The organism is Streptomyces corchorusii (assembly GCF_001514055.1).
Classification (GTDB): domain Bacteria; phylum Actinomycetota; class Actinomycetes; order Streptomycetales; family Streptomycetaceae; genus Streptomyces; species Streptomyces olivaceoviridis.
This window is the reverse complement of record NZ_KQ948389.1, coordinates 1-21,290: the sequence shown is the minus strand read 5'-3', so window position 1 is coordinate 21,290 and position 21,290 is coordinate 1. Positions and strand designations below refer to the sequence as shown.

Genomic DNA, 21,290 nt, shown 5'->3' with positions numbered 1-21,290 from the left:
CCTGTACGAGGTAGGAGTTGACCTGGAGGAACTCGCCCGAGAGGGTCTCGCGTTTGAAGAGGTTGGAGACCTGGGGCTCGATGCACTCGTACACCCCCGCGATCGACGCGATCGTGGCCGTCGGCGCGATCGCGAGGAGCAGCGCGTTGCGCATACCCGTCTCCGCGATCCGCTCGCGGAGAGCGTTCCAGCGTTCGGGCCAGGTGAACTGGACGTCGTAGTGGTCGGGGTGGAGGACGCCGCGGGCGGCGCGGGTCTGGTCCCAGGCGGGCAGGGGGCCGTTGCGTTCGGCGAGGTCGGCGGAGGTCTCGTAGGCGGCGAGCATGATCCGCTCGGCGATCCGCGTCGACAGAGCCTTGGCCTCCGCCGAGTCGAAGGGCAGACGCAGTTTGAAGAAGACGTCCTGTAGGCCCATTGCTCCGAGGCCGACCGGGCGCCATTTGGCGTTGGAGCGGCCTGCCTGTTGGGTGGGGTAGAAGTTGATGTCGACCACGCGGTCCAGGAAGGTCACGGCGGTGCGGACCGTCTGGTCCAGCCGCTCCCAGTCGATGTCCCCGCTCGCCGCGTCCACGAAGGCGCCGAGGTTGACCGAGCCGAGGTTGCAGACGGCGGTTTCGCCGTCGTTGGTGACCTCCAGGATCTCGGTGCACAGGTTGGAGGAGTGGACGACGTTGCCGGGTTCGGCGGTCTGGTTGGCGGTGCGGTTGGCGGCGTCCTTGAAGGTCATCCAGCCGTTGCCGGTCTGGGCCAGGGTGCGCATCATCCGCCCGTACAGGTCGCGGGCCGCGATGGTCTTCTTCGCCAGGCCCGCCGCTTCGGCCTTGCGGTAGGCGGCGTCGAAGTCCTCGCCCCACAGGTCGACCAGCTCGGGCACGTCGGCGGGGGAGAACAGCGACCACTGCTCGTCGGCGTTGACCCGGCGCATGAACTCGTCCGGGATCCAGTGCGCGAGGTTGAGGTTGTGGGTGCGGCGGGCGTCCTCGCCGGTGTTGTCCCGCAGCTCCAGGAACTCCTCGATGTCGGAGTGCCAGGTCTCCAGGTAGACCGCTGCCGCGCCCTTGCGCCGGCCGCCCTGGTTCACCGCTGCCACGGAGGCGTCCAGCGTCTTCAGGAACGGCACGATCCCGTTGGAGTGCCCGTTCGTCCCCCTGATCAGCGAACCGCGCGAGCGGATGCGCGAGTACGACAGACCGATGCCGCCGGCGTGCTTCGACAGCCTCGCCACCTGGTGGTAGCGGTCGTAGATGGAGTCCAACTCGTCCAGGGGCGAGTCGAGCAGGTAGCAGGACGACATCTGGGGGTGCCGTGTACCGGAGTTGAAGAGGGTGGGGGAGGACGGCAGGTAGTCCAGGCGGCTCATCAGGCCGTACAGCGCCGCGACCTCGTCCACGGAACGGCTCGTGTCGTCCTCCGCCAGACCGCTCGCCACCCGCAGCAGGAAATGCTGAGGCGTCTCCACGACCTTGCGGGTGACCGGGTGGCGCAGCAGGTAGCGGCTGTGCAGGGTGCGCAGGCCGAAGTAACCGAACCGGTCGTCGGCCGTACGGTCGACCAGCGCGTCGAGGCGCTCGGCGTGCAGCCGTACGAACTCGGCGGTGCGGTCGGCGATCAGGCCCTCGCGGTGGCCGACCGCGACGGACTCGGTGAAGGTCGACACGCCCTGCGAGGCGGCCTCGTCCCGGATGGCGAGGGTCAGCAGCCGGGCGGCCAGCTTGGAGTACGCGGGGTCCTCGGAGATCAGGCCGGCGGCGGCCTCCGTGGCCAGCTCCCGCAGCTCCGCCTCGTCGGCCCGAGCGGACCGGCCGCGCAGCGCGGCGGCGGCGACCCGCCCCGGGTCGGCGTCGGGCAGGTCGGCGGTCAGCTCGGTCAGGGTCCGCAGCAGCGCGGCACCGGGACCGTCGGTCTCCAGTTCGCTGACTGAAGCCGGGTCGGCTGGCGCGATGGTCACGTGGGGCTCTCCCTCGCTCGGCACGGGGCCTGGCGGAAGGCAGGGGCAGCCACGAGCGCGCACGGCGTCGCGTCCACCGGCCCACTCCACGAGGCCCGGACGTCAGAACCACCCGGGCCTGGACGGCCGGGTGCACCGCCGGCAGGTCTTCGGACTCGACAGGCGTGCGGGGGCACGCGAGTACACCGTTGCGGGACAGTTCCGGATTCGCACCGGATTCCCCTGCGACGACAGCGAGGACGAGCATACATCTAGTGCCGGGCTGCCATGTCACCCCCAGATGTAGTGTCGGCCCGGCCTCAGAGGGTCAACTCGTACGCGAGGAGCGTGATGTCGTCCCGGCCCGGGAGGGGATTCCAGTCCCGTTCGGGGGCGCGGGCGAAACCGAGGCGGGTGTAGATGCGGTGGGCGGTGTGCATGGTCCGCTGGGTGGAGAGGACCACGCGCACGCAGCCCTCGGTGGCCCGCGCGCGTTCGACGCAGGCCCGCACCAGCGCCTCGCCGACCCCCTGGCCCCGGGCCGCGGGGGCGACCGCGAGCATCCGGATCTCCGCCTCTCCCGGGCCCGCGATGTCGGTCATGGGGCCGCCGGAGCGGGCGAAGGTGACCCCGCCGAGGAGGACGCCGTCGCGAACGGCCGCGAGGACGTCCGCGGCGGCGGCCCGCTTGGCGACGTCCTTCAGCTCGCCGAGGTACCAGTCGCTCTCGTCGAAGGCGAGGAGGCCGTCATCGAGGTAGGCCTCGGCGGTGATCTTGCCCAGGTCGTCGTACTCGCCGGGAGAGGCCGGCCGGATCACGAAGTCCATGGCACCGAGTCTGCCCGAGGGACCCGGCGGGGCTCCCCGGGGGTCCAGAGAGGGGGGCGCTTGCCGGGTTGCGGGGCGGAATGCCCATGTTTTCATGGAAGTAGGTGCTTTGTGGGGTCCTCCGTGCCGAAAGCTGGTCTCGGAAGGAGAACGCACGATGACGAGAATCGTCCGTCACCCACCGGGCAAGGAGCGGCCACCCAACGCGCCGATGGCGACGCTGTACGAGAGACGGGCGTGGCGCCGGGTCAGACGGTTCTTCCTGTCCCACTGGCACCATCTGACCATCAGGCTGGAGGCCCGCCTCGACACCACCCGCCCCCGGAAGTGGCGCAGATGGGTCTCGTACACCAATGTGAACCGCGTTGTCTGGGCCCTTGCCGCCCTCGCCGTCCTCGCGTGGGTCAGCGAGGGCGTGTACATCCTGATCTCGCACCACACGACGGGGTTCGAGTCGTGGCGCAAGGACAACCAGGGCTTCGACACCCTCCTCCGCTTCATCGGTCCGGTCCTCTCCGCTTCGATCGCCGCCGCCCTCTTCCTGTTCTTCTGGTACTGGTGGACCAAGCGGCGCTACCTCGTGAAGGCGCGCAAGCATCCCCGCAAACTGGTGCCTACCGCCGGCCCCGACATCGCCGAGATCGTGGGCCGCGAGGAGATCGTCCGGGTCATCGCCCAACGGCTGCGGCAGCGTGAGACCCGCAGGCCGTACGTGCTCGTCGGCGGTGTGGGCACCGGCAAGACGGCCGTCCTGGTGCGGCTCACCGAACTGCTCGCCCGGCAGCACGCCGTTCCCGTGCCGATCCGGCTGCGGGATGCCACCGGCGCCGATCTGAACTTCGAGCGCATGGCCAGGGCACGGTTCGCCGAGGAAGCCCCCTGCGGCATCCTGGCACGCACCAAGAACGACCGGGTCTGGCAGCAACTGCTCGCCGACGACAAGGTGGTCGTCCTCGCCGACGGCCTGGAAGAGGCGGTCCTCGACGAGCGCCTCCGGGAGGACAGGGACAACATCATCCGCAGGGCCATCGAGCGCGCCCACGCGGAGAAACTGCCGCTCGTCATCGCGTCCCGGCCGCACAGTCCGCTGGAGAGCACCCCCGCCGCGATCGTGGAACTGGAACCGCTCAGCGAGGAGGAGGCGTTGTGCTTCGTCGAGGCCCGGATGCCGGAGACGGACGAGCGCCGCGTGGACTGGATCGTGGAGACCGCGGAGGTCACGGAGTCGCCCATCTACCTCCAGATCGCCCGCGAACTGCACCACCACGGCGACCTGGAACGTGACCGTCCGCGCAACGACAAGGACCGGCTGGACACCCGTAGCTGGGACCGCAGCACGCTGCGGCTGTGGCTGCTGGAGACATGGGATCTCGCCGTGCAGGAGGGCCGGCTGCGCGGGGACGTCGAGCTGAACCCGCAGGAGCGCCGCGACACGCTGGAGGTGGTCTCCGCGCTCGCCTGCATAGGACTGCTCCAGGACAAGCTGGAGGTCGGTTTCGCCGAGCTGCTGGACGACGACGTACACCCCGGTCCGACACGGCGGACGTGGGCCCGGGCGGAGCACCTGTGGGCCAGGAGACCCGGTTTCCAGCAGTGCGACAAGCGAGGAGGGAACGCCTTCGCGGAGTGGCACCGGGAGCGGATCTGGGACACGCTCCGCGACCATCTGAGCCAGGCACACAAAGAGCGTCTGACCAAGGGCGACTTGGGCCAGTGCCATGCCGCGCTCGCCCACCTGGCGGCCAACGCGAACAAGCTCCAGCTGGTGGAGAGCTTCGAGAAGAGGGTGCGCTTCCCCCACAGCATCATCCAGGCCTACCTAGGCTTCCGCCTGCTGCGGCACCTCGACGAGCGCGACGCCGGCGAGCTGATCGAGCAGGCGCTGCGCCCGCCGGGCCCCAGCCGCGAGCTGCTCATCGCCGCGGTGATGCTCTCCCGTCACCGGGCGGCGAAGCTGTCGGCCAAGGGAGGCAGTATCGGGGCGGAGTGGCAGAAGGCCCGGGCCGAGCTGGTACGGCACACCCCCGTGTACGGCCACCCCCTGGCCGAGCGGCTCTTCACGGCCGCGAACCACCGTACGGACGATCCCAAGGCCCTCGACCTGTACGCGGCGGCCCTGGAGGTCGACAGCGTGGAACGCCGGCCACGGCTGCTGTGCGACATCGTCGAGCGGGTGCACAGCCGCTGGTCCGACATCAAGGGCGACCACCGCACCGTCGAGGACGCCAAGCTCACACTGCTCAAGCAGCTCGGCACGGCACTGCGTGCGGCCTCGGAGAAGACCGACACCATGCAGCTCTACGACCACCTCTTCCGCATCGGCACGGCGGAGCCCTCGCACTCCGTACGCCTGGCGGTCGCCCAGGAGTTCGGCAGCGGCGGAAACCACGCGTTCGCCGTGATCCGGGACAAGATCGGCCTGAACACCGACCCCATCCGGGAGTACAACAAGGCGGTCGGCAAGCTGAGAGCCGGCAAGAGGGAGCAGTACCAGGAGTGGACGGAGAGGATGCGGAAGGCGCTGGCCTCCCGTGCCTGCTCGCGGGACGAGTCGTCGGCGGAGGTCGATCGGCTCCAGGAGGAGCGGAAGGAGATCAAGCAGCAGTACCGCAAAGCCCGTGTCGAGCTGTCCAGAGAGTTCATGATGCGGGCCTGGATGCTCCCCATGCTCCTGGGCTCCGTCGACGACGCCCACCGTGAGGAGGCCCGGGGCCGTCTCACCAAGTGGCTGCGCCATCTCGATCCGAAAGACACCCACGGCACCCCCGACCTGCCCCTCCCCTTGGAGGCCGCGCTGGCCCAGGGCTTCAAGTTCGCGGCCAACCGGCGCAAACGCCACCCCTACTCGTACCCGGGCAGCCGGGCCGATCTGATCCGGCAGGCGGAGACCGTGCTTCAGCAGTCACGCTGCTGGTACACCCAGGTGACGCTGCTTCAGGCGCTGTGCCTGTGGGAGCTCCCGGACAGCGTCGGCCGCCATGAGCAGGACGCGGACAGCGCGGTGTGGCGGGAGGACGACGCCGACGGTTCCTGCGAGCCGTCCGGGGTGATCGGTGGGAGCAACGCGGTGCAGACGGTGCAGCGCTGGCTGTCGATGGCGGGCACGGTGAACGCCGCACCCGGGTGGCCCGGCGGCGACGGTGACGCGCCCCGGCAGGTCCTGCATCCGTTCGTCGCCGAGGCGGGCGACCTGGTGGCCATGGCACTGGAGACCGGGCGGCCCGAACGCTTCCTCTGGATCGACGAGAAGACCGTCACCGACAACGTGGGCTCGCGCACCGGAAACAACCGTGGCTACCGCAAGCACAACCTGTGGATCCCGCCCTCTGCCGGCTGGAGCACCCTCGACGGGCGTGCCCAGCGCCTCGTCGCCGACGTGCTGATCATGCTGAACCTGATCGAGCGGGACGGATATCCGGGCGAGGTCGAGGAACGCATGCTCCGCGCCGAGCGGCCCGGCATGCCGCTCCCGCCGTGCATCGCCACGAATCGCGAGCCGCTACGGCCCGATCTGCGGCCCGGCACCTCCGCCCCGCCCCCGCCGGGCAGCGCCTGTCTGCCCGACTGCAAGTTCCAGCTCTGCCCCTACCCGCCCCGGGGCGGTGTCCCCCGGGGCGAGATCCGCGAGCCCTTCTGCCGTCAGCAGCAGGTCCTTCTGCCCGGCCCGATACGCCGGAAGCTGCCCAGGACCGTGCACCGGAAGACACCCCCTTGGGTGAGCATGCGGGTCCGCGAACTGGACGGCTTCTGGGACGCGATGGCCGGGCGCACGCGCGACTGAGCGCCCGGCCGAGGCGTGGGCTAGTGAGCGCTTCCCGCGGTGGCCGGGGGAAGCTCCACCTGGACACCGGGGTCGCCGGCGTCCGCGGTGTAGTCCTCCGGCCGGGTCTCGTCCAGGCCCTCGGGGGCCTTGACGGCCTTCAGGACGAAGGTGAGGACCACGGTCACCGCCACGTTCAGGACGAACGCGGTGAGGCCGATGTAGCCGATCTCCCCGATGCCGGGGATCTCTTTCGCGGAGCCGCCGAAGTGCTTCTGCGTCGGCGAGGCCACGCCGTAGGCCGCGGCGGTGCCGTAGATCATGCCGACCGCCCAGCCGGCGAGCAGCGCCCAGCGGTGGAACCAGCGGGTGAACAGGCCGCCCACCAGCGCCGGGAAGGTCTGCAGGATCCAGATCCCGCCCAGGAGCTGGAAGTTGATGGCGACCGTCTTGTCCATGGTGAGGACGAAGACCAGCGCGCCGACCTTCACCAGCAGCGAGACCAGCTTGGAGACCTTGGTCTCCTGCTGCGGTGTCGCGTCGGGCCTGATGAAGTCCTTGTAGATGTTGCGGGTGAACAGGTTCGCCGCCGCGATGGACATGATCGCCGCGGGGACGAGGGCACCGATGCCGATGGCGGCGAAGGCCACGCCCGCGAACCAGTCCGGGAACATGTCCTCGAACAGCTGCGGGATGGCGAGCTGGCCGTTGGTGACCTTGATCCCGGCCGCGATCGCCATGAACCCGAGCAGGGCCAGCAGGCCGAGCATGAGGGAGTACAGCGGCAGGATGGTGGTGTTGCGGCGGATCACCTCACGGCTCTTGGACGACAGGGTCGCGGTGATCGAGTGCGGGTACATGAACAGCGCCAGCGCGGATCCGAGCGCGAGCGTGGCGTACGTCCACTGGCTCGCCTCGCCCGGCGCCAGCGCCCCGCGCGGCTTGCCGGTGGCCGGATTCACCTGGCTGAACGCCTGGCCGGCCTTGGCGAAGATGTCGTCGAACCCGCCCAGCTTGATCGGTATGTAGATGATCGCCACCGCGATGACGATGTAGATCAGCGCGTCCTTGACGAACGCGATCAGCGCGGGGGCACGCAGGCCGGAGGAGTAGGTGTACGCGGCCAGCACACCGAAGGCGATGAGCAGCGGCAGGTCCTTCACGAACCAGTTGGTGTTCTCGCCGCCGCCGACGCCCATCACGTCCAGCACCGCCTGGATGCCGACGAGCTGGAGCGCGATGTACGGCATCGTCGCCAGGATGCCGGTCACCGCCACCGCCAGCGACAGGCCCTTCGAGCCGAACCGGCCGCGCACGAAGTCCGAGGTGGTCACGTAGCCGTGCTTGTGCGAGACCGACCACAGACGCGGCAGGAACGTGAAGATCAGCGGGTACACCAGGATCGTGTATGGCACCGCGAAGAACCCGGACGCGCCCGCCGCGTAGATCGCCGCGGGGACGGCGACGAAGGTGTACGCCGTGTACAGGTCACCGCCCAGCAGGAACCAGGTGATCCAGGTGCCGAAGGACCGGCCGCCCAGACCCCACTCGTCCAGGGAGTGCTCGTTCTCGGCCCTGCGCCAGCGCGCGGCCAGGAAGCCCATGACCGTGACGGCCAGGAAGAAGAAGACGAAGACGCCGAGCGCGACGCCGTTCACACCGTCCTTCACTTCACCGCACCCCCGTTCGCGTCCTCACGGGAGCGCTGGTCACGCTGCCACAGCTTGTACGCCAGCATGGTGAGCGCCGTGGAGATCAGCACCCAGAGCATCTGGTACCAGTAGAAGAACGGGATCCCGATGAACGCGGGATCCGTCTTCGCGTACGAGCCGACCCACAGCATCGCCACGAAGGGCGCGACGAGACACAGGGCGATGACCACCCGGACCGGTGTCACCACCGGTGGTCTCACTTCAGGCGTTTCCGACATGCCACGGGCTCCGTCCCCTCGCTGATCACCTGTGTAATGAGCAGGCAATCTAGGTGACTCTGTCGCGAGAGTGGAAGACCTCGTCCGCATATCGGTATATCGATTCGGCGAACGTGCCGGGCACCGGCCGGCCGGCGCCTACTCCACCGGCCGCTTGAGCCGGGCCACGAACTTGTACCGGTCCCCGCGGTACACCGACCGCACCCACTCCACCGGCTTGCCCTCGCGGTCCAGCGAGTGCCGGGAGAGCATCAGCATCGGCAGGCCCACGTCGGTGCCGAGCAGCCCCGCCTCGCGCGGCGTGGCCAGGGAGGTCTCGATGGTCTCCTCGGCCTCGGCGAGGTGGACGTCGTAGACCTCGGCGAGCGCGGTGTAGAGGGACGTGTACTTCACCAGCGAGCGCCTCAGGGCCGGGAAGCGCTTGGCCGACAGGTGGGTGGTCTCGATGGCCATCGGCTCGCCGTTCGCCATGCGCAGCCGCTCGATGCGCAGCACGCGCCCGCCGGCCGTGATGTCGAGCAGCTCGGCCAGCCGGTCGTCGGCGGTGACGTACCCGATGTCCAGCAGCTGCGAGGTCGGCTCCAGGCCCTGCGCGCGCATGTCCTCCGTGTAGGAGGTGAGTTGCAGCGCCTGGGAGACCTTGGGCTTGGCCACGAAGGTGCCCTTGCCCTGGATGCGTTCGAGCCGCCCCTCCACGACCAGTTCCTGAAGGGCCTGGCGGACCGTGGTGCGGGAGGTGTCGAACTCGGCGGCCAGCGTGCGCTCGGGCGGGACCGGTGTGCCCGGCGCCTGCGTCTCCGTCATGTCGAGCAGGTGCTTCTTCAAGCGGTAGTACTTCGGCACGCGCGCGGTACGGGTGGTGCCGGCCTCGTTCTCCGCACGGCTGACGTCGGTGCTCATGCTCTGCCTTCCCGGCTCCGAATGCCGAAAGCGACCGACATCCCCATCGGCCACGGCTCACATCGTGGCACGGGTTGTTGTGTCAGCACTCCACCCGCACGCTCCGTGATCTCCTCTATATACCGTTGCGCCCGCTGTTGGTCTAGTCCATCGGGAGGGTGAGCCCCGCGAGCCCGCGGGGCCGGGGCGCCCTCCCGTCGGGCGCTTCGGGTCAGATCCCCTGCCAGTCCGGCTTGTTGGCGTAGGTGTGCCGGAAGTAGTCGGCCAGCTTCAGCTTGGACGCGGCGGCCTCGTCGGCGACCACCGTGGCGTGCGGGTGGAGCTGGAGCGCGGAGGCCGGGCAGACGGCCGCGACGGGGCCCTCGACGGTCGCGGCGACCGCGTCCGCCTTGCCCTCGCCGGTCGCCAGCAGCACCAGGTGGCGGGCCTCCAGGATCGTCCCGATGCCCTGGGTGATGACGTGGTGCGGGACCTGCTCGATGTCGCCGTCGAAGAAGCGGGCGTTGTCGACGCGGGTCTGCTCGGTCAGCGTCTTGATCCGGGTGCGCGAGGCGAGCGAGGAGCACGGCTCGTTGAACCCGATGTGCCCGTCGGTCCCGATGCCGAGCAGTTGCAGATCCACGCCGCCGGCCTCGGCGAGCGCGCGGTCGTACGCCTCGCACGCCGCCTGGACGTCCTCGGCCGTGCCGTCCGGCCCCATGAACGCGTCCATGCCCATGCCCAGCGGCTCCAGCACCTCACGGCGCAGCACCGAGCGGTAGGACTCGGGGTGGTCGGCGGGCAGCCCCACGTACTCGTCGAGCTGGGCTATCCGCGCCCGTGAGACGTCCACGGCGCCGGAGCGCACCTTGGCGGTCAGCGCCTGGTAGACGGGCAGCGGGGTGGAGCCGGTGGCCACGCCGAGCAGGGCGTCGGGCTTGCGTCGCAGCAGCTGTGCCATGGCCTCGGCGATCAGTTCGCCGCCCGCCGCGGCATCCGGAACGATGACAACTTCCACGCTGGGCCTGCCGTTCTGAAGAGGGCTCTGTGCGTCTCTATGTGGTTTAGACCAATCTAACAGTATCGGCGTTCGGGAGCGCGGGGAAGACCGGGAGGAACGCGCGGGAGGAAGGGATGGGGGAGGGGTGAGAGGAGACCGGGAGAGAGGCCGGGGAGAGGGGCGGAGGGGGGTCCGGAAGAGAGGCCGGGGAGAGGGCCGGGAGGGAGGTCGGAGGGGCCGGGGAGAGGGGTCGGGGGGGCCGGGGAGAGAGGGACCCGATAGTCCTCAGGTGAGGGAGCCTCCCGTCGCGTCCAGCCAGTGCCCGGTCACCCAGCGGCCGTCCTCCGAGGCCAGGAAGGCCACCGCGTCGGCGATGTCCGCCGGCGTGCCCACCCGGCCCAGTGCCGAGTAGTCGGCCGCCCGCTGCCACGCCTCGTCGCTCGCGCGCAGCCAGAGGGCGTTGACATCGGTGTCCACGATGCCGGGCGCCACCGAGTTCACCGTGATCCCGCGGGGGCCGAGCACCTTGGACAGGTCCCGGGTGAAGACGTCCAGGGCTGCCTTCGTCATCGAGTACGCCATCAGGTCGGGCATGGCGGCGGTCCGGGAGAGGCCGGACGATATGGCCACCACCCGCCCGCCGTCCCGCAGTCGCTCCGCCCCGAGCCGGGTGAGGAAGAACGGGGCCTTCACGTTCACCGCGAAGAGCCGGTCGTACTCCTCCTCGTCGATCTCCGTGAACGGGCGGCCGGTGCCGATGCCCGCGTTGTGGACGAGGATGTCCAGCCCCTCCGCGTGCCGGTCGAACTCCGCCCACAGCCGCTCGGCGTCCCCGGGCGTCCCCAGCTCCACCCCGAGCGTGAATGCCGAGCCGCCGGCCGCCTCGATGGCCGCGACCGTCTCCTTCGCGGCGGTCTCGTCGCGCCCGTAGTGCACCGCCACCCGCGCCCCGTCGCGTCCCAGCCGTTCGGCGATCCCCCGGCCGATACCCCGGCTCGCGCCCGTGACCAGCGCCGTCCTGCCCTTGAGCACGCCCATGTCTGCCCCCTCCAGATTTGTCTAGCGGTCGCTACAAAAAAACCGTACACCGGCCCGCCGACAATTTTCTAGGGGACGCTATAAAATGAGCCCCATGGCGACGGATCAGGACACGCGGGCGCAGGACGGCACGGGCCGGAAGCGGGGCAGGCCGCGTTCCTTCGACCGGGCCACCGCGCTGGAGAAGGCGCTGATGGCCTTCTGGGAGCGCGGGTACGAGGCCACCTCGGTCTCCGACCTCACCCGGCTCATGGGCATCGGCACACCCAGTCTGTACGCGGCCTTCGGTGACAAGCGGACCCTCTTCGACGAGGTCGTCCGGGTCTACGCCGGCTCGCACGGCGCCTTCACCGACCGCGCCCTCGCCGAGGAGCCCACGGCCCGGGCGGGCGTCGCCCGCATGCTCCGCGAGGCCGCGGCGGAGTACACCGACCCCGCCCACCCGCACGGCTGTCTGATCGTCCACGCGGCCACCAACTGCACCAGCCCCGAGGTGGAGACGCTGCTGCGGGACAGGCGCAACGCCGCCATCGCCGCCGTCGAGGACCGGATCCGGGCGGACATCGCGGCCGGGCTGCTGCCGGCCGGCACCGACGCCGCCGCCCTCGCCCGGCACACCGGCGCGATGATCCAGGGCATGTCCCAGCAGGCCCGCGACGGCGCACGCCGGGAGGAACTGGAAGCACTCGCGGAAATTGCCATGGCCATCTGGCCCCACGGCTGACCCGCTCGGGCTAGGCTGCGTGGCATCGCGTGCCGGTGCCCCCGGAGGCGCGGACGCCTCCGCACCATGGACACGCCGTCGTGGTCTAGTCCACAATCGAGAACAACACGCTTCCGCCCTCCCCGCACAGGAAGGCGGATCGAGGAACCGGCGCTCTCTGCCCTGACTGCCCCGGCTCCTCGGCCTTCGGCCGACCGGGACCGCACACCCCACGGCCGATGATGCTCCGGGCTGCGGTGCCGGGAGGGTTGAGGGTCCCTTCCAGGCGCCGCGGCCCGCGGGTGTTTTTTCGGCCATCCGCGAGGCCCCGGTACGCTCGCAGACGTGCCCTCCATGAACGAACTCGTACGCCAGCACACCGCCCTCGACGACTCCGACCTGGAGTGGCTCCACCTGCTGGTCTCGGAGTGGCAGCTGCTCTCCGACCTCTCCTTCGCCGACCTGGTGCTGTGGGTCCCCACCCGGGACGGCACCCGGTACGTCTCGGTCGCCCAGATGCGCCCCAACACCGGCCCGACCTCCTACCAGGACGACATGGTCGGCCACCTGGTGCCGCGCGGCCGGCGGCCCATGCTGGACGCGGCCCTGGACGAGGGCCGGATCGTGCGCGAGGGCGACCCGGAGTGGCGCGAAGAGGTCCCCGTGCGGGTCGAGTCCATCCCCGTACGGCGTGAGGGCCGCGTCCTCGGCGTGATCGCCCGGAACACCAACCTGCTCACCGTGCGCACCCCGAGCCGCCTGGAGCTGACCTACCTCCAGAGTGCCTCCGACCTCGCGCAGATGATCGCGGCCGGCGCCTTCCCCTTCCCGGACCAGCAGGTCGACATGGACGCCTCCCCACGCGTCGGCGACGGCCTGATCCGGCTCGACGCGGACGGCATAGTCCAGTACGCCTCCCCGAACGCCCTGTCCGCCTACCACCGGCTCGGCCTCGCCGCCGACCTCGTCGGCCACCACCTCGGACAGACCACCGCCGAGCTCGCCCCGACCCGGGGGCCGGTGGACGAGGCACTGGCCAAGGTGGCCAGCGGCTGGGCGCCGCGCGAGTTCGAGATCGAGGCCCACGACGGGGTCATCCAGTTCCGGGCCATCCCGCTCAAACCCAAGGGCACGCGCATCGGTTCGCTGGTGCTGCTCCGGGACGTCACCGAACTGCGACGCCGCGAACGCGAGTTGATCACCAAGGACGCCACCATCCGGGAGATCCACCACCGGGTGAAGAACAACCTCCAGACGGTCGCCGCCCTGCTCCGGCTCCAGGCCCGGCGCATCGAGTCCGAACGAGGCCGGGAGGCCCTGGAGGAGGCGGTCCGCCGGGTCGGCTCCATCGCGATCGTCCATGAGACGCTGTCTCAGAACCTGGACGAGCGGGTGGAGTTCGACGACATCGCCGACCGGGTGCTGGCGATGGTCGCCGAGATCTCGCCGGGCAAGGTGACCGGCCGGCGCAGCGGACGGTTCGGCATACTCGACGCCGAGGTCGCCACCCCGCTGTCCATGGTCCTCACCGAGGTTCTTCAGAACGCCCTGGAGCACGGCTTCCGTGAGGGCGACACCGGCACGGTCGAGGTCTCGGCGGTGCGTGGCGGCACCACCAAGGAGGCCCGGCTGCTGGTCACCGTCCAGGACGACGGGGTCGGACTGCCCGAGGGCTTCGACCCGCACCGCTCGGGCAACCTCGGCTTGCAGATCGTACGGACGCTGGTAGAGGGTGAGTTGGGCGGCTCGTTCGACATGGTCCCGGCACCGGAGCGCGGGACGCGGGTGATCCTCGACATCCCGGTGCGGGCGCAGAAGTGAGCGGGCGGGCCCGGCGCGCCAGGTGAGGGATGCGCACCGGGCCAGAGACGCGCACCGGGGGAGTGTGCGCCGAGGGCGGGCGCAGGGGAGACGGGCGCCGGGGGAGTCGGCGCAGCAAAAAGCCCCGGACCGTGGTGTGGTCCGAGGCTGATGCTCGTTGCTGCTCTGCTTGTATCGCTAAGCGCATCGGGGGAACTGCGCGCTGCGGCTCGGGGGCGGGAGATGCGTACGTGCTGTGCGCGCCGCCAAGCTCAGGCTGTCAGAAGGGGTGGGTATGTCAGGCGGAGGCCTGACGAGCCCGGTTGCGAGCGGCGCGGCGCTTCATGGCGCGGCGCTCGTCCTCGCTGAGACCACCCCAGACGCCGGAGTCCTGGCCGGACTCAAGCGCCCACTGCAGACACTGCTCGATCACCGGGCAGCGACGGCAGACGGCCTTGGCTTCCTCGATCTGCAGCAGCGCAGGACCGGTGTTGCCGATGGGGAAGAAGAGCTCGGGGTCTTCCTCGCGGCAAACGGCGTTGTGACGCCAGTCCATGGCTGCTACCTCTCCTTGGTATTACGTGCAGGTTGCTTGTGAATGTGAACGCTTTCACGAATCCCTCAACAAGTGAAGGGCCGACCGCCGAGTCTTCACCCGGCGTGGTCCTGTGTTTGAAGAGGGGTTCTGGTGATCAGTGGAGGCCGATGTTGCGGGCCGTCCCGATCGCCACGTAGAGACTCGCAAACCTCAGCGGCGGATACAACCCCTTCCCGAAGATTTTTTTTGATTCCTCGGTGTCGACTAGGTCACAGCCGTACTTCCATGGGGTGGACCCTGGCCTAAACGTTCGAGTGAAAGGACTTTCGCCCGTTCCGCTCACACAATCACACGCAGTGCACGGCGTACGCCTGTGAACGTCACGCTCGTACGCAGCCCGAGATGGTCACCGTCCATCTGAAGGGGGAGGGGCACCTTCGAATGCAAGGTGAACTGGTCCAGGTCGTGCAGTGAGACGGCGTGCCTTCCATGCGGTCCCCGCTCGGGGGACGAAGTGAGCAACTGGGTGCCATACCGGGCAACCGCGGCCGTGGACAGACGGCTGAGGCCGAGCACGTCGATGCCCGTATCGAACGAGGCCTTAGGTGACGTGTACATCGGGCGATTGCCGAGATACGTCCACGGGGACGTGTTCGAGACTATGGCGACGACCAGATCCTCGATCGGGTCCTCGCCGGGCTGTTCGAGCGTGATCGTGCCGTGCCGGCGGTTCGGCTCGCCGAGGAACTGCCGGACCACCTGCCGGACGTACAGCGCGTGCGTCGACTTCTTGCCGCGCTCGCGCTGCTGCTCGACCCGGCCCACCACGCCCGCGTCGAAGCCGAGCCCGGCGTTGAAGGTGAACCAGCGGGCCGGCACCGCCTCGTCCTCGGTGCCCGGCGTACCCGAGGTCAGGCCGAGGCCGACGACCCGCTCGGTGCCGTCGCGCAGCGCGTCCAGCAGCGCTCCGGTGGCCTCGACGGGGTCGTTGGGCAGGCCCAGCGCGCGGGCGAAGACGTTCGTGGAGCCGCCGGGGACGACGGCGAGACCGGGGAGGCGGTCCGGGGCGGGACCGGCGTGCAGGAGGCCGTTGACGACCTCGTTGACCGTGCCGTCACCGCCGAGCGCCACCACCAGGTCGATGTCGTCGCTCTCCGCCGCCTGCCGGCCGAGGTCGCGGGCGTGGCCGCGGTACTCGGTGGTGACGGCCTCCAGCTTCATCTCGCTCGCCAGCGCATGGATCAGTACGTCACGTCTGCGTGCGCTTGTGGTGGTTGCCGCCGGATTGACCACGAGAAGTGCACGCATGCATGGCAGCGTACCTACTGGGTGGTACTCGGCCCAGACCGAGTTAGGGATCCGGTAAGAGAGCGGGGCGTGAGCCTGGACACTCGGGGGCGCGGGGCGCGGCAGCACGCCTGTGGGGGAGGGCTACCCTGCTGAGGTGAGCAGTCAGCAGAATCCCGCCCCGCACACCGCCGAGGCCGTCACGGCCGACGCAGCCGACCCGGCCGCCGGGCCGCGCCCGCGCCGGCTGACGTACGCGGCGGCGCTGGCCGCGCTGGAGGGCGCGGCGCTGGTCGCCGGCGGCCTGTGGGTGCTCGTCCTCGGGCTCACCGGTGACCCGGACGACCGGCAGCAGGCCGTGACCCTGGGGATCACCCTGGTCGTCCTCGCGCTGCTGCCGCTGCTCGCCGCGCGCGGTCTGCTGCTGCGGCGCGGCTGGAGCCGGGGGCCCGCGCTGATCACCCAGCTCATGGCCCTTCCCGTGGCCTACAACCTGCTCCGGGCCGACAGCATGGCCATTCCGGCCGGTATCGTGCTCGGGCTGGTCGCCGTGGTGGCCCTGGTGCTCCTGGTCAACGGCGAGACGACCCGGGCCCTCGGGATCAAGGGACCGGGCCGGGGCGAGTAGGGCTCACCGGGCGGGACCTCTTCTGACAGGACCTCGCCGAGCAGGGCTCACTCCCCGCCCACTCCTCTCCTCGCTCACTCCTCCACGAGGAGCTTCTCGCGGAGCTGGGCCAGGGTGCGGGCCAGCAGCCGGGAGACGTGCATCTGCGAGATGCCGACCTCCTGCGCGATCTGCGACTGGGTCATGTTGCCGAAGAAGCGCAGCAGCAGGATCCGCTTCTCGCGCGGCGGCAGGTCCTCCAGCAGCGGCTTGAGGGACTCGCGGTACTCCACGCCCTCCAGCGCCTCGTCCTCGGCGCCCAGGGTGTCGGCGACCGCCGGTGACTCGTCGTCCGTGTCGGGGACGTCCAGGGACAGCGTGGAGTACGCGTTCGCGGACTCCAGGCCCTCCAGGACCTCCTCCTCGGAGATGGCGAGCTTCTCGGCCAGCTCGTGGACCGTCGGGGACCGGCCGTGCAGCTGGGACAGCTCGGCCGTCGCGGTGGTCAGCGCGAGCCGCAGTTCCTGGAGCCGGCGCGGCACGCGGACCGCCCAGCCCTTGTCGCGGAAGTGCCGCTTGATCTCGCCGACGACGGTCGGTGTGGCGTAGGTGGAGAACTCCACGCCACGCTCGGGGTCGAACCGGTCGACGGACTTGATGAGACCGATCGTGGCGACCTGGGTGAGGTCGTCCAGCGGCTCGCCGCGGTTGCGGAACCGGCGTGCCAGGTGCTCCACGAGCGGCAGGTGCATACGGACCAGCTGGTTGCGCAGCTCCGCGTACTCCGTGCTGCCCTGCGGCAGCGTGCGCAGCTCGACGAACATCGCCCGCGCCCCGCTGCGGTCCTGGGCGTCGTGCTGAACGGCCTGCACGGCCTCCTTGCCCAGCGCGTCGTCCTCGGCGTACCGCTCGTGCTCGCTCATCGTCCCGCCCGTAGCCCTTCCCCGAGCCCTGGCCCCCGCGCGGACGGTGGGTCCGGCGCCGCCGCGTGCCTTCGGTGGCGTGCCCGTGGCATCGTCACCGCCGACCCGCGCGGAGTCGTCCTCCGGGTGCGGTCTGGCCTGCTCGGGGATGCCGTCGATGCCGTCCGCCATGCGCCGGGAACCGTCCCGGGGGCCTGCCCCGGAGGTCTCGGCATCGCCCGACCAGGAGGCACCCCCGCCCCCGGTCGGCAGCTCCCGTGTGCCGCGCTCTTCGTCCCGCACCGGCCCGTCCCCGTTCCTCACGCCGGCCCGGGGCCGGCGCCACGCTGTTTGTAGAGGCTGATCGACACCGTCTTGTCCTCGTCCACGGCGGACGAGACCTTGCCCGCGAGGGCCGACAGCACGGTCCAGGCGAAGGTGTCCCGCGAGGGGGCGTGGCCGTCCGTGGTCGGCGCCGACACCGTGACTTCCAGTGAGTCGTCGACGAGCTGGAAGACACAGCTGAGCACCGAGCCGGGCACGGCTTGCTGGAGCAGGATCGCGCAGGCCTCGTCCACGGCGATGCGCAGGTCCTCGATCTCGTCCAGGGTGAAGTCCAAGCGGGCCGCGAGACCGGCCGTGGCCGTCCGCAGCACCGACAGGTAGGCACCCGCAGCCGGCAGCCGGACTTCCACGAAGTCCTGGTTCGCCGCGGGCTCGCCTGCGATCTGGGACACCCTCACCTCCATGGTGGTACAAGCTTTACGGGGCCGAGGGTCGCCCCCCGGGGTAACGCGCGAGTGGTTCAAGCGGTGACGCTATCGCGCTCCGAACGTTTCTGTCCCCGGGACCCCAACCCCCTGGCGTCACTCACAGTAAAGCTGTGGATACGCTCCGTGTCTAGAGGGTTTGCGGGCCCAAATGGGAAGAGCGCGCGCCGGGTTGACGTACCCAGACGTCAGACGCTCGAACCGTCGTGCGGCAGCCGCCGCATGCAGTGTCACACGAGAACCCGGTCGGACGGGACGCTCTCGCGGAGAACGCTGTCGCAGACGCGGTCGAAGGGCGGTCCGGGACGGTGTTCGCGGCACGCCCGGAACGGCCGGGACGGGCTCAGACGAGCACGTGGTCCACGAAGCACCACCGCCAGTCCTCGCCCGGCTCGAAGGTCCGCATCACCGGATGACCGGACTGCGCGTGGTGCTCCGTCGCGTGCCGTCCCGGCGAGGAGTCGCAGCAGCCGATGTGGCCGCAGGTGAGGCACAGCCGCAGCTGGACCGGGTTCGTACCGTCCCGCAGGCACTCCGGGCAGGTCTCGTCGAGCGGCTCCGGTTCGGGGTGCGGCAGCGCGGCGGCATGCGTGCACTGTTTCATGATTGCCAGATTACGACGGTTGTGCGGGTTGCCGCGCGAAAGACGAGGGTGGGCGAAAACCATGGACGTGATGCCACTGCTGTTGCTGGTGGCGGGCAGTGCGGCGGTGGCCGCGGCGGCCCGGCGTACCCCGGCGCCGGCGCCCCTGCTGCTGGTCGCGGTCGGACTGGCGGTCTCGTACATCCCCGGTGTGCCGTCCTACACCCTCGATCCGCACATCGTCCTGCCGCTGCTGCTGCCCCCGCTGCTGTACACCTCTGCCAGCGACAGCTCCTACCTCGACCTGCGGGCACAGATGCGGCCGGTGGCGCTGCTCTCGGTGGGATACGTGCTCTTCGCGACCGTGGTCGTCGGCTGGGCCGCCTACCTGATCATCCCCGGGCTGCCGCTGCCCGCGGCGCTGGTGCTGGGCGCGGTGGTCGCACCGCCGGACGCGGTCGCCGCGACGGCGGTCGCGCGCAGGGTGGGCCTGCCGTCCCGGATCACCACCATCCTCCAGGGCGAGTCCCTGCTGAACGACGCCACGGCGATCACCGCGTACAAGGTGGCGCTCGGCGCCGCCATCGGGGAGGGGGCCACCTGGGGAGGCGGCATCCGCGAGTTCGCGCTCGCCGCGGTCGGCGGGGTCGGGATCGGTCTCGTCCTCATGGCGCCCCTGCACTGGCTGCGCACACACCTGACCGAGCCCCTCCTGCAGAACACGCTCTCCCTGCTCATCCCGTTCGTCGCCTACGGGGTCGCCGAGCAGGCGCACGCCTCCGGGGTGCTCGCGGTCGTGGTCGTCGCCCTCTACCTCGGCCACCGCGCGTGGGAGGTCGACTTCGCCACCCGCCTCCAGGAGGGCGCGGTGTGGAAGATGGTCGCCTTCGTGCTGGAGTCCGCGGTGTTCGCCCTGATCGGCCTGCAACTGCCGATCGTCCTGAAGCGGCTCGGGGAGTACGAGGGCACCTCCGCCGCCTGGTACGCGGTCGCCGTCTTCCTGGTCGTGGTGGTGGCCCGGTTCGTCTGGGTCTACCCGGCCACCTTCCTGCCCCGGATCCTGTCGACCCGCGTCAAGGAGCGCGAACCGGACCCCACCTGGCGGGGCGCGATGGTCACCTCATGGGCCGGCATGCGGGGCGTCGTCTCCCTGGCCATCGCCTTCGCCATCCCGCCGACCATGCCCGCCGGTCCGCGCAACCTGATCCTCTTCCTGACCTTCACCACCGTCATCGGCACCCTCGTGGTGCAGGGCGTGACGCTGCCGCCGCTGATCCGGCTGCTGAAGTTCCCCGGCCGCGACCGGCAGGCCGAGACGCTCGCCGAGGCCAACGCCCAGGCCCAGGCATCCCGGGCCGCCGAGGCCCGGCTCGACGAACTCCTCGCCGACGAGCGCAACGCCCTGCCGCAGCCCCTCGCCGACCGGCTCCGCATGGTCCTGGAGCGCCGCCGCAACGCCGTCTGGGAACGGCTCGGGCAGGTCAACCCGATCACCGGCGAGTCCGTCGACGACACCTACCGGCGGCTGTCCCGCGAGATGATCGGCGCCGAGCGCGAGGTCTTCGTCAAGCTCCGCGACCTGCGCTACATCGACGACGAGATGCTGCGCGCCCTGCTCAGACGCCTGGACCTGGAGGAGGCGGCGGCCTACCGGGAAGCCGGTTAGCGCTCCGGGGCGGCTGCCGCGGGTTCCGGGAACGGCCGTCCCGTGACGACGGCGGCGATCGCCGTCCCGCGCGCGAAGGCGTTCCCTTCCGCCAGGGCGACCAGCCCGAACAGCAACTTGGCGACATACAGGCGCTCCACGGGCAGCCCGTGGAGCTGCTCGAAGTCCTGTGCGAACGCCTCCAGTTCCGGTGTCGTACGGGCGTAACCACCGCAGTGGAAACGGTCGTCCAGGGACCAGGTGCCGCTGCGGGCACCGAAGGCACGTTCTTGCAGCGCCTCTACGTCGGCCTCCAGGAACCCGCCTTTCAGGACCGGTACGCCGAGCGCGCGCTGGCCGGCCGAGAGCCCGGCGGCGAGGCCGGCGAGGGTGCCGCCGGTGCCGCAGGCGACCGCGACGACGTCGGCCAGGCCGCGCAGTTCCGTGCCGAGGGCACGGCAGCCGCGTACCGCCTCGGCGTTGCTGCCGCCCTCGGGGACGACGTACGCGTCCTGTGCGCCGGCCGCGCGCAGGATCCCGGCCAGGGTCTCCGGATCGGTCTTGCGGCGATATGTCGATCTGTCGACGAAGTGCAGCCGCATGCCGTCGGCCGCGCACCGGGCCAGGGACGGGTTGAGGGGGCGGTCGGCCAGTTCCTGGCCGCGGACCACGCCCGTGGTCGGCAGGCCCAGCAGGCGGCCCGCGGCGGCGGTGGCCCGCAGGTGGTTGGAGTAGGCCCCGCCGAAGGTGACCAGGGCGCGGCCCTCGGCCGCCGCGATGTTGGGCACCAGCTTGCGCCACTTGTTGCCGATCAGCTGCGGGTGGATGAGGTCGTCCCGCTTGAGCAGCAGCCGGAGCCCGCGGCGCTCGAACCGGCCGTCCCGCACCTCGTGCAGGGGCGAGGGGAGGCGGGGGCTGAGCGGGTCGGGGCTGGACACGGCCTCATTGTCGCCCGGCACGGGCGTTGGACGGGGGCGGGGCCGCTCGCCGGTGCCGGCGGGGTGTCGCTGGGCGGTCCGAAGAGGGCGGGCGGAACCGCGCGACCGGCCACGGCGGACCGGCGGCCCGAGGACATCTCACCCCACCGGCTAGTT

Annotated in this window: 18 protein-coding genes and 1 riboswitch; of the genes, 5 read left to right on the top strand and 13 right to left on the bottom strand. The window is 70.6% G+C overall.

The genetic code is table 11. The features are described 5' to 3' along the window. Together AQJ11_RS44590 and AQJ11_RS44585 are read right to left on the bottom strand one after the other, a co-directional pair. Window positions 1-1,948: ribonucleoside-diphosphate reductase subunit alpha (locus AQJ11_RS44590; protein WP_059267333.1), on the bottom strand; the 1,948-nt coding region annotated here is incomplete at its 3' end. Between the two features lie 123 nt (window positions 1,949-2,071). Next, window positions 2,072-2,201: riboswitch (cobalamin riboswitch) on the bottom strand. A gap of 46 nt (window positions 2,202-2,247) precedes the next feature. Then, window positions 2,248-2,754, bottom strand: coding sequence for a GNAT family N-acetyltransferase (locus AQJ11_RS44585; protein WP_059267332.1), 507 nt, complete (start codon window positions 2,752-2,754; stop codon window positions 2,248-2,250). Between the two features lie 157 nt (window positions 2,755-2,911). Here AQJ11_RS44585 and AQJ11_RS44580 point away from each other — a divergent pair, with 157 nt between their 5' ends. Continuing rightward, on the top strand, window positions 2,912-6,535 hold the full coding sequence (locus AQJ11_RS44580) for an NACHT domain-containing protein (RefSeq protein WP_059267331.1): 3,624 nt from the start codon (window positions 2,912-2,914) through the stop codon (window positions 6,533-6,535). Window positions 6,536-6,555: 20 nt separating this feature from the next. On the opposite strand, the gene mctP is transcribed toward AQJ11_RS44580, so the two are convergent. The 5 genes from mctP to AQJ11_RS44555 form a co-directional block, all read right to left on the bottom strand. Then, a complete protein-coding gene (gene mctP, locus AQJ11_RS44575; RefSeq protein WP_014674905.1) occupies window positions 6,556-8,184 on the bottom strand; it encodes a monocarboxylate uptake permease MctP in 1,629 nt (542 codons plus the stop codon). Further along, on the bottom strand, window positions 8,181-8,444 hold the full coding sequence (locus AQJ11_RS44570; protein ID WP_175252266.1) for a DUF3311 domain-containing protein: 264 nt from the start codon (window positions 8,442-8,444) through the stop codon (window positions 8,181-8,183). The genes mctP and AQJ11_RS44570 overlap by 4 nt, the downstream gene beginning before the upstream one ends. Window positions 8,445-8,582: 138 nt before the next feature. Next, window positions 8,583-9,344, bottom strand: a complete 762-nt coding sequence (locus AQJ11_RS44565; RefSeq protein ID WP_014674907.1) for a GntR family transcriptional regulator — start codon at window positions 9,342-9,344, stop codon at window positions 8,583-8,585. A gap of 211 nt (window positions 9,345-9,555) precedes the next feature. Continuing rightward, on the bottom strand, window positions 9,556-10,341 hold the full coding sequence (nagB, locus tag AQJ11_RS44560) for a glucosamine-6-phosphate deaminase (protein WP_014674908.1): 786 nt from the start codon (window positions 10,339-10,341) through the stop codon (window positions 9,556-9,558). Between the two features lie 267 nt (window positions 10,342-10,608). Beyond that, window positions 10,609-11,361 (bottom strand): SDR family oxidoreductase, encoded by a 753-nt coding sequence (locus tag AQJ11_RS44555; RefSeq protein WP_059267330.1) that lies wholly within the window; start codon window positions 11,359-11,361, stop codon window positions 10,609-10,611. A gap of 94 nt (window positions 11,362-11,455) precedes the next feature. Between AQJ11_RS44555 and AQJ11_RS44550 the strand changes: the two genes are divergently transcribed. Next, window positions 11,456-12,085 carry a TetR/AcrR family transcriptional regulator gene (locus AQJ11_RS44550; RefSeq protein ID WP_059267329.1) on the top strand — a complete coding sequence of 210 codons (630 nt, stop codon included), beginning with the start codon at window positions 11,456-11,458 and terminating at the stop codon, window positions 12,083-12,085. Window positions 12,086-12,409: 324 nt separating this feature from the next. Beyond that, the gene (locus AQJ11_RS44545) at window positions 12,410-13,885 is read left to right on the top strand and encodes a sensor histidine kinase (RefSeq protein ID WP_030657195.1); all 1,476 of its coding nucleotides are present in this window, start codon (window positions 12,410-12,412) and stop codon (window positions 13,883-13,885) included. 277 nt (window positions 13,886-14,162) lie between these two features. Here the strand turns inward: AQJ11_RS44545 and AQJ11_RS44540 are convergent, their stop codons facing one another. Both AQJ11_RS44540 and AQJ11_RS44535 read right to left on the bottom strand, forming a co-directional pair. Then, the gene (locus tag AQJ11_RS44540; RefSeq protein WP_003992873.1) at window positions 14,163-14,420 is read right to left on the bottom strand and encodes a WhiB family transcriptional regulator; all 258 of its coding nucleotides are present in this window, start codon (window positions 14,418-14,420) and stop codon (window positions 14,163-14,165) included. 321 nt (window positions 14,421-14,741) lie between these two features. Continuing rightward, entirely contained in the window at window positions 14,742-15,710 is a 969-nt protein-coding gene (locus AQJ11_RS44535; protein WP_041665493.1) for a diacylglycerol/lipid kinase family protein, read from the bottom strand. A 136-nt stretch (window positions 15,711-15,846) separates the two neighbouring features. On the opposite strand from AQJ11_RS44535, the gene AQJ11_RS44530 reads away from it, so the two are divergent. Further along, a complete protein-coding gene (locus AQJ11_RS44530; protein ID WP_058081864.1) occupies window positions 15,847-16,317 on the top strand; it encodes a hypothetical protein in 471 nt (156 codons plus the stop codon). A gap of 74 nt (window positions 16,318-16,391) precedes the next feature. Here AQJ11_RS44530 and AQJ11_RS44525 read toward each other — a convergent pair whose 3' ends face one another. The 3 genes from AQJ11_RS44525 to AQJ11_RS44515 all read right to left on the bottom strand — a co-directional run bounded on the left by AQJ11_RS44525 (window position 16,392) and on the right by AQJ11_RS44515 (window position 18,572). After that, window positions 16,392-17,501, bottom strand: a complete 1,110-nt coding sequence (locus tag AQJ11_RS44525; protein WP_175252267.1) for an RNA polymerase sigma factor SigF — start codon at window positions 17,499-17,501, stop codon at window positions 16,392-16,394. A gap of 17 nt (window positions 17,502-17,518) precedes the next feature. Continuing rightward, entirely contained in the window at window positions 17,519-17,935 is a 417-nt protein-coding gene (locus AQJ11_RS44520; RefSeq protein WP_014674915.1) for an ATP-binding protein, read from the bottom strand. A 376-nt stretch (window positions 17,936-18,311) separates the two neighbouring features. After that, complete coding sequence (locus AQJ11_RS44515) at window positions 18,312-18,572, bottom strand: UBP-type zinc finger domain-containing protein (protein ID WP_014674916.1); 261 nt, start codon at window positions 18,570-18,572, stop codon at window positions 18,312-18,314. Window positions 18,573-18,633: 61 nt separating this feature from the next. Between AQJ11_RS44515 and AQJ11_RS44510 the strand changes: the two genes are divergently transcribed. After that, the gene (locus AQJ11_RS44510; protein WP_058081865.1) at window positions 18,634-20,217 is read left to right on the top strand and encodes a Na+/H+ antiporter; all 1,584 of its coding nucleotides are present in this window, start codon (window positions 18,634-18,636) and stop codon (window positions 20,215-20,217) included. Here the strand turns inward: AQJ11_RS44510 and AQJ11_RS44505 are convergent. Beyond that, on the bottom strand, window positions 20,214-21,134 hold the full coding sequence (locus tag AQJ11_RS44505; RefSeq protein WP_059267328.1) for a 1-aminocyclopropane-1-carboxylate deaminase/D-cysteine desulfhydrase: 921 nt from the start codon (window positions 21,132-21,134) through the stop codon (window positions 20,214-20,216). The two genes, AQJ11_RS44510 and AQJ11_RS44505, sit on opposite strands and share 4 nt — an antisense overlap. Between the last annotated feature and the right edge of the window lie 156 nt (window positions 21,135-21,290).

What these genes read in the sequence shown, in the direction of transcription:
- AQJ11_RS44570 (WP_175252266.1), bottom strand. Translation starts at nt 8,444, where the DNA reads ATGTCGGAAACGCCTGAAGTGAGACCACCGGTGGTGACACCGGTCCGG.
- AQJ11_RS44580 (WP_059267331.1), top strand. Translation starts at nt 2,912, where the DNA reads ATGACGAGAATCGTCCGTCACCCACCGGGCAAGGAGCGGCCACCCAAC.
- AQJ11_RS44550 (WP_059267329.1), top strand. Translation starts at nt 11,456, where the DNA reads ATGGCGACGGATCAGGACACGCGGGCGCAGGACGGCACGGGCCGGAAG.
- AQJ11_RS44585 (WP_059267332.1), bottom strand. Translation starts at nt 2,754, where the DNA reads ATGGACTTCGTGATCCGGCCGGCCTCTCCCGGCGAGTACGACGACCTG.
- AQJ11_RS44565 (WP_014674907.1), bottom strand. Translation starts at nt 9,344, where the DNA reads ATGAGCACCGACGTCAGCCGTGCGGAGAACGAGGCCGGCACCACCCGT.
- AQJ11_RS44515 (WP_014674916.1), bottom strand. Translation starts at nt 18,572, where the DNA reads ATGAAACAGTGCACGCATGCCGCCGCGCTGCCGCACCCCGAACCGGAG.
- AQJ11_RS44535 (WP_041665493.1), bottom strand. Translation starts at nt 15,710, where the DNA reads ATGCGTGCACTTCTCGTGGTCAATCCGGCGGCAACCACCACAAGCGCA.
- AQJ11_RS44555 (WP_059267330.1), bottom strand. Translation starts at nt 11,361, where the DNA reads ATGGGCGTGCTCAAGGGCAGGACGGCGCTGGTCACGGGCGCGAGCCGG.
- AQJ11_RS44510 (WP_058081865.1), top strand. Translation starts at nt 18,634, where the DNA reads ATGGACGTGATGCCACTGCTGTTGCTGGTGGCGGGCAGTGCGGCGGTG.
- AQJ11_RS44540 (WP_003992873.1), bottom strand. Translation starts at nt 14,420, where the DNA reads ATGGACTGGCGTCACAACGCCGTTTGCCGCGAGGAAGACCCCGAGCTC.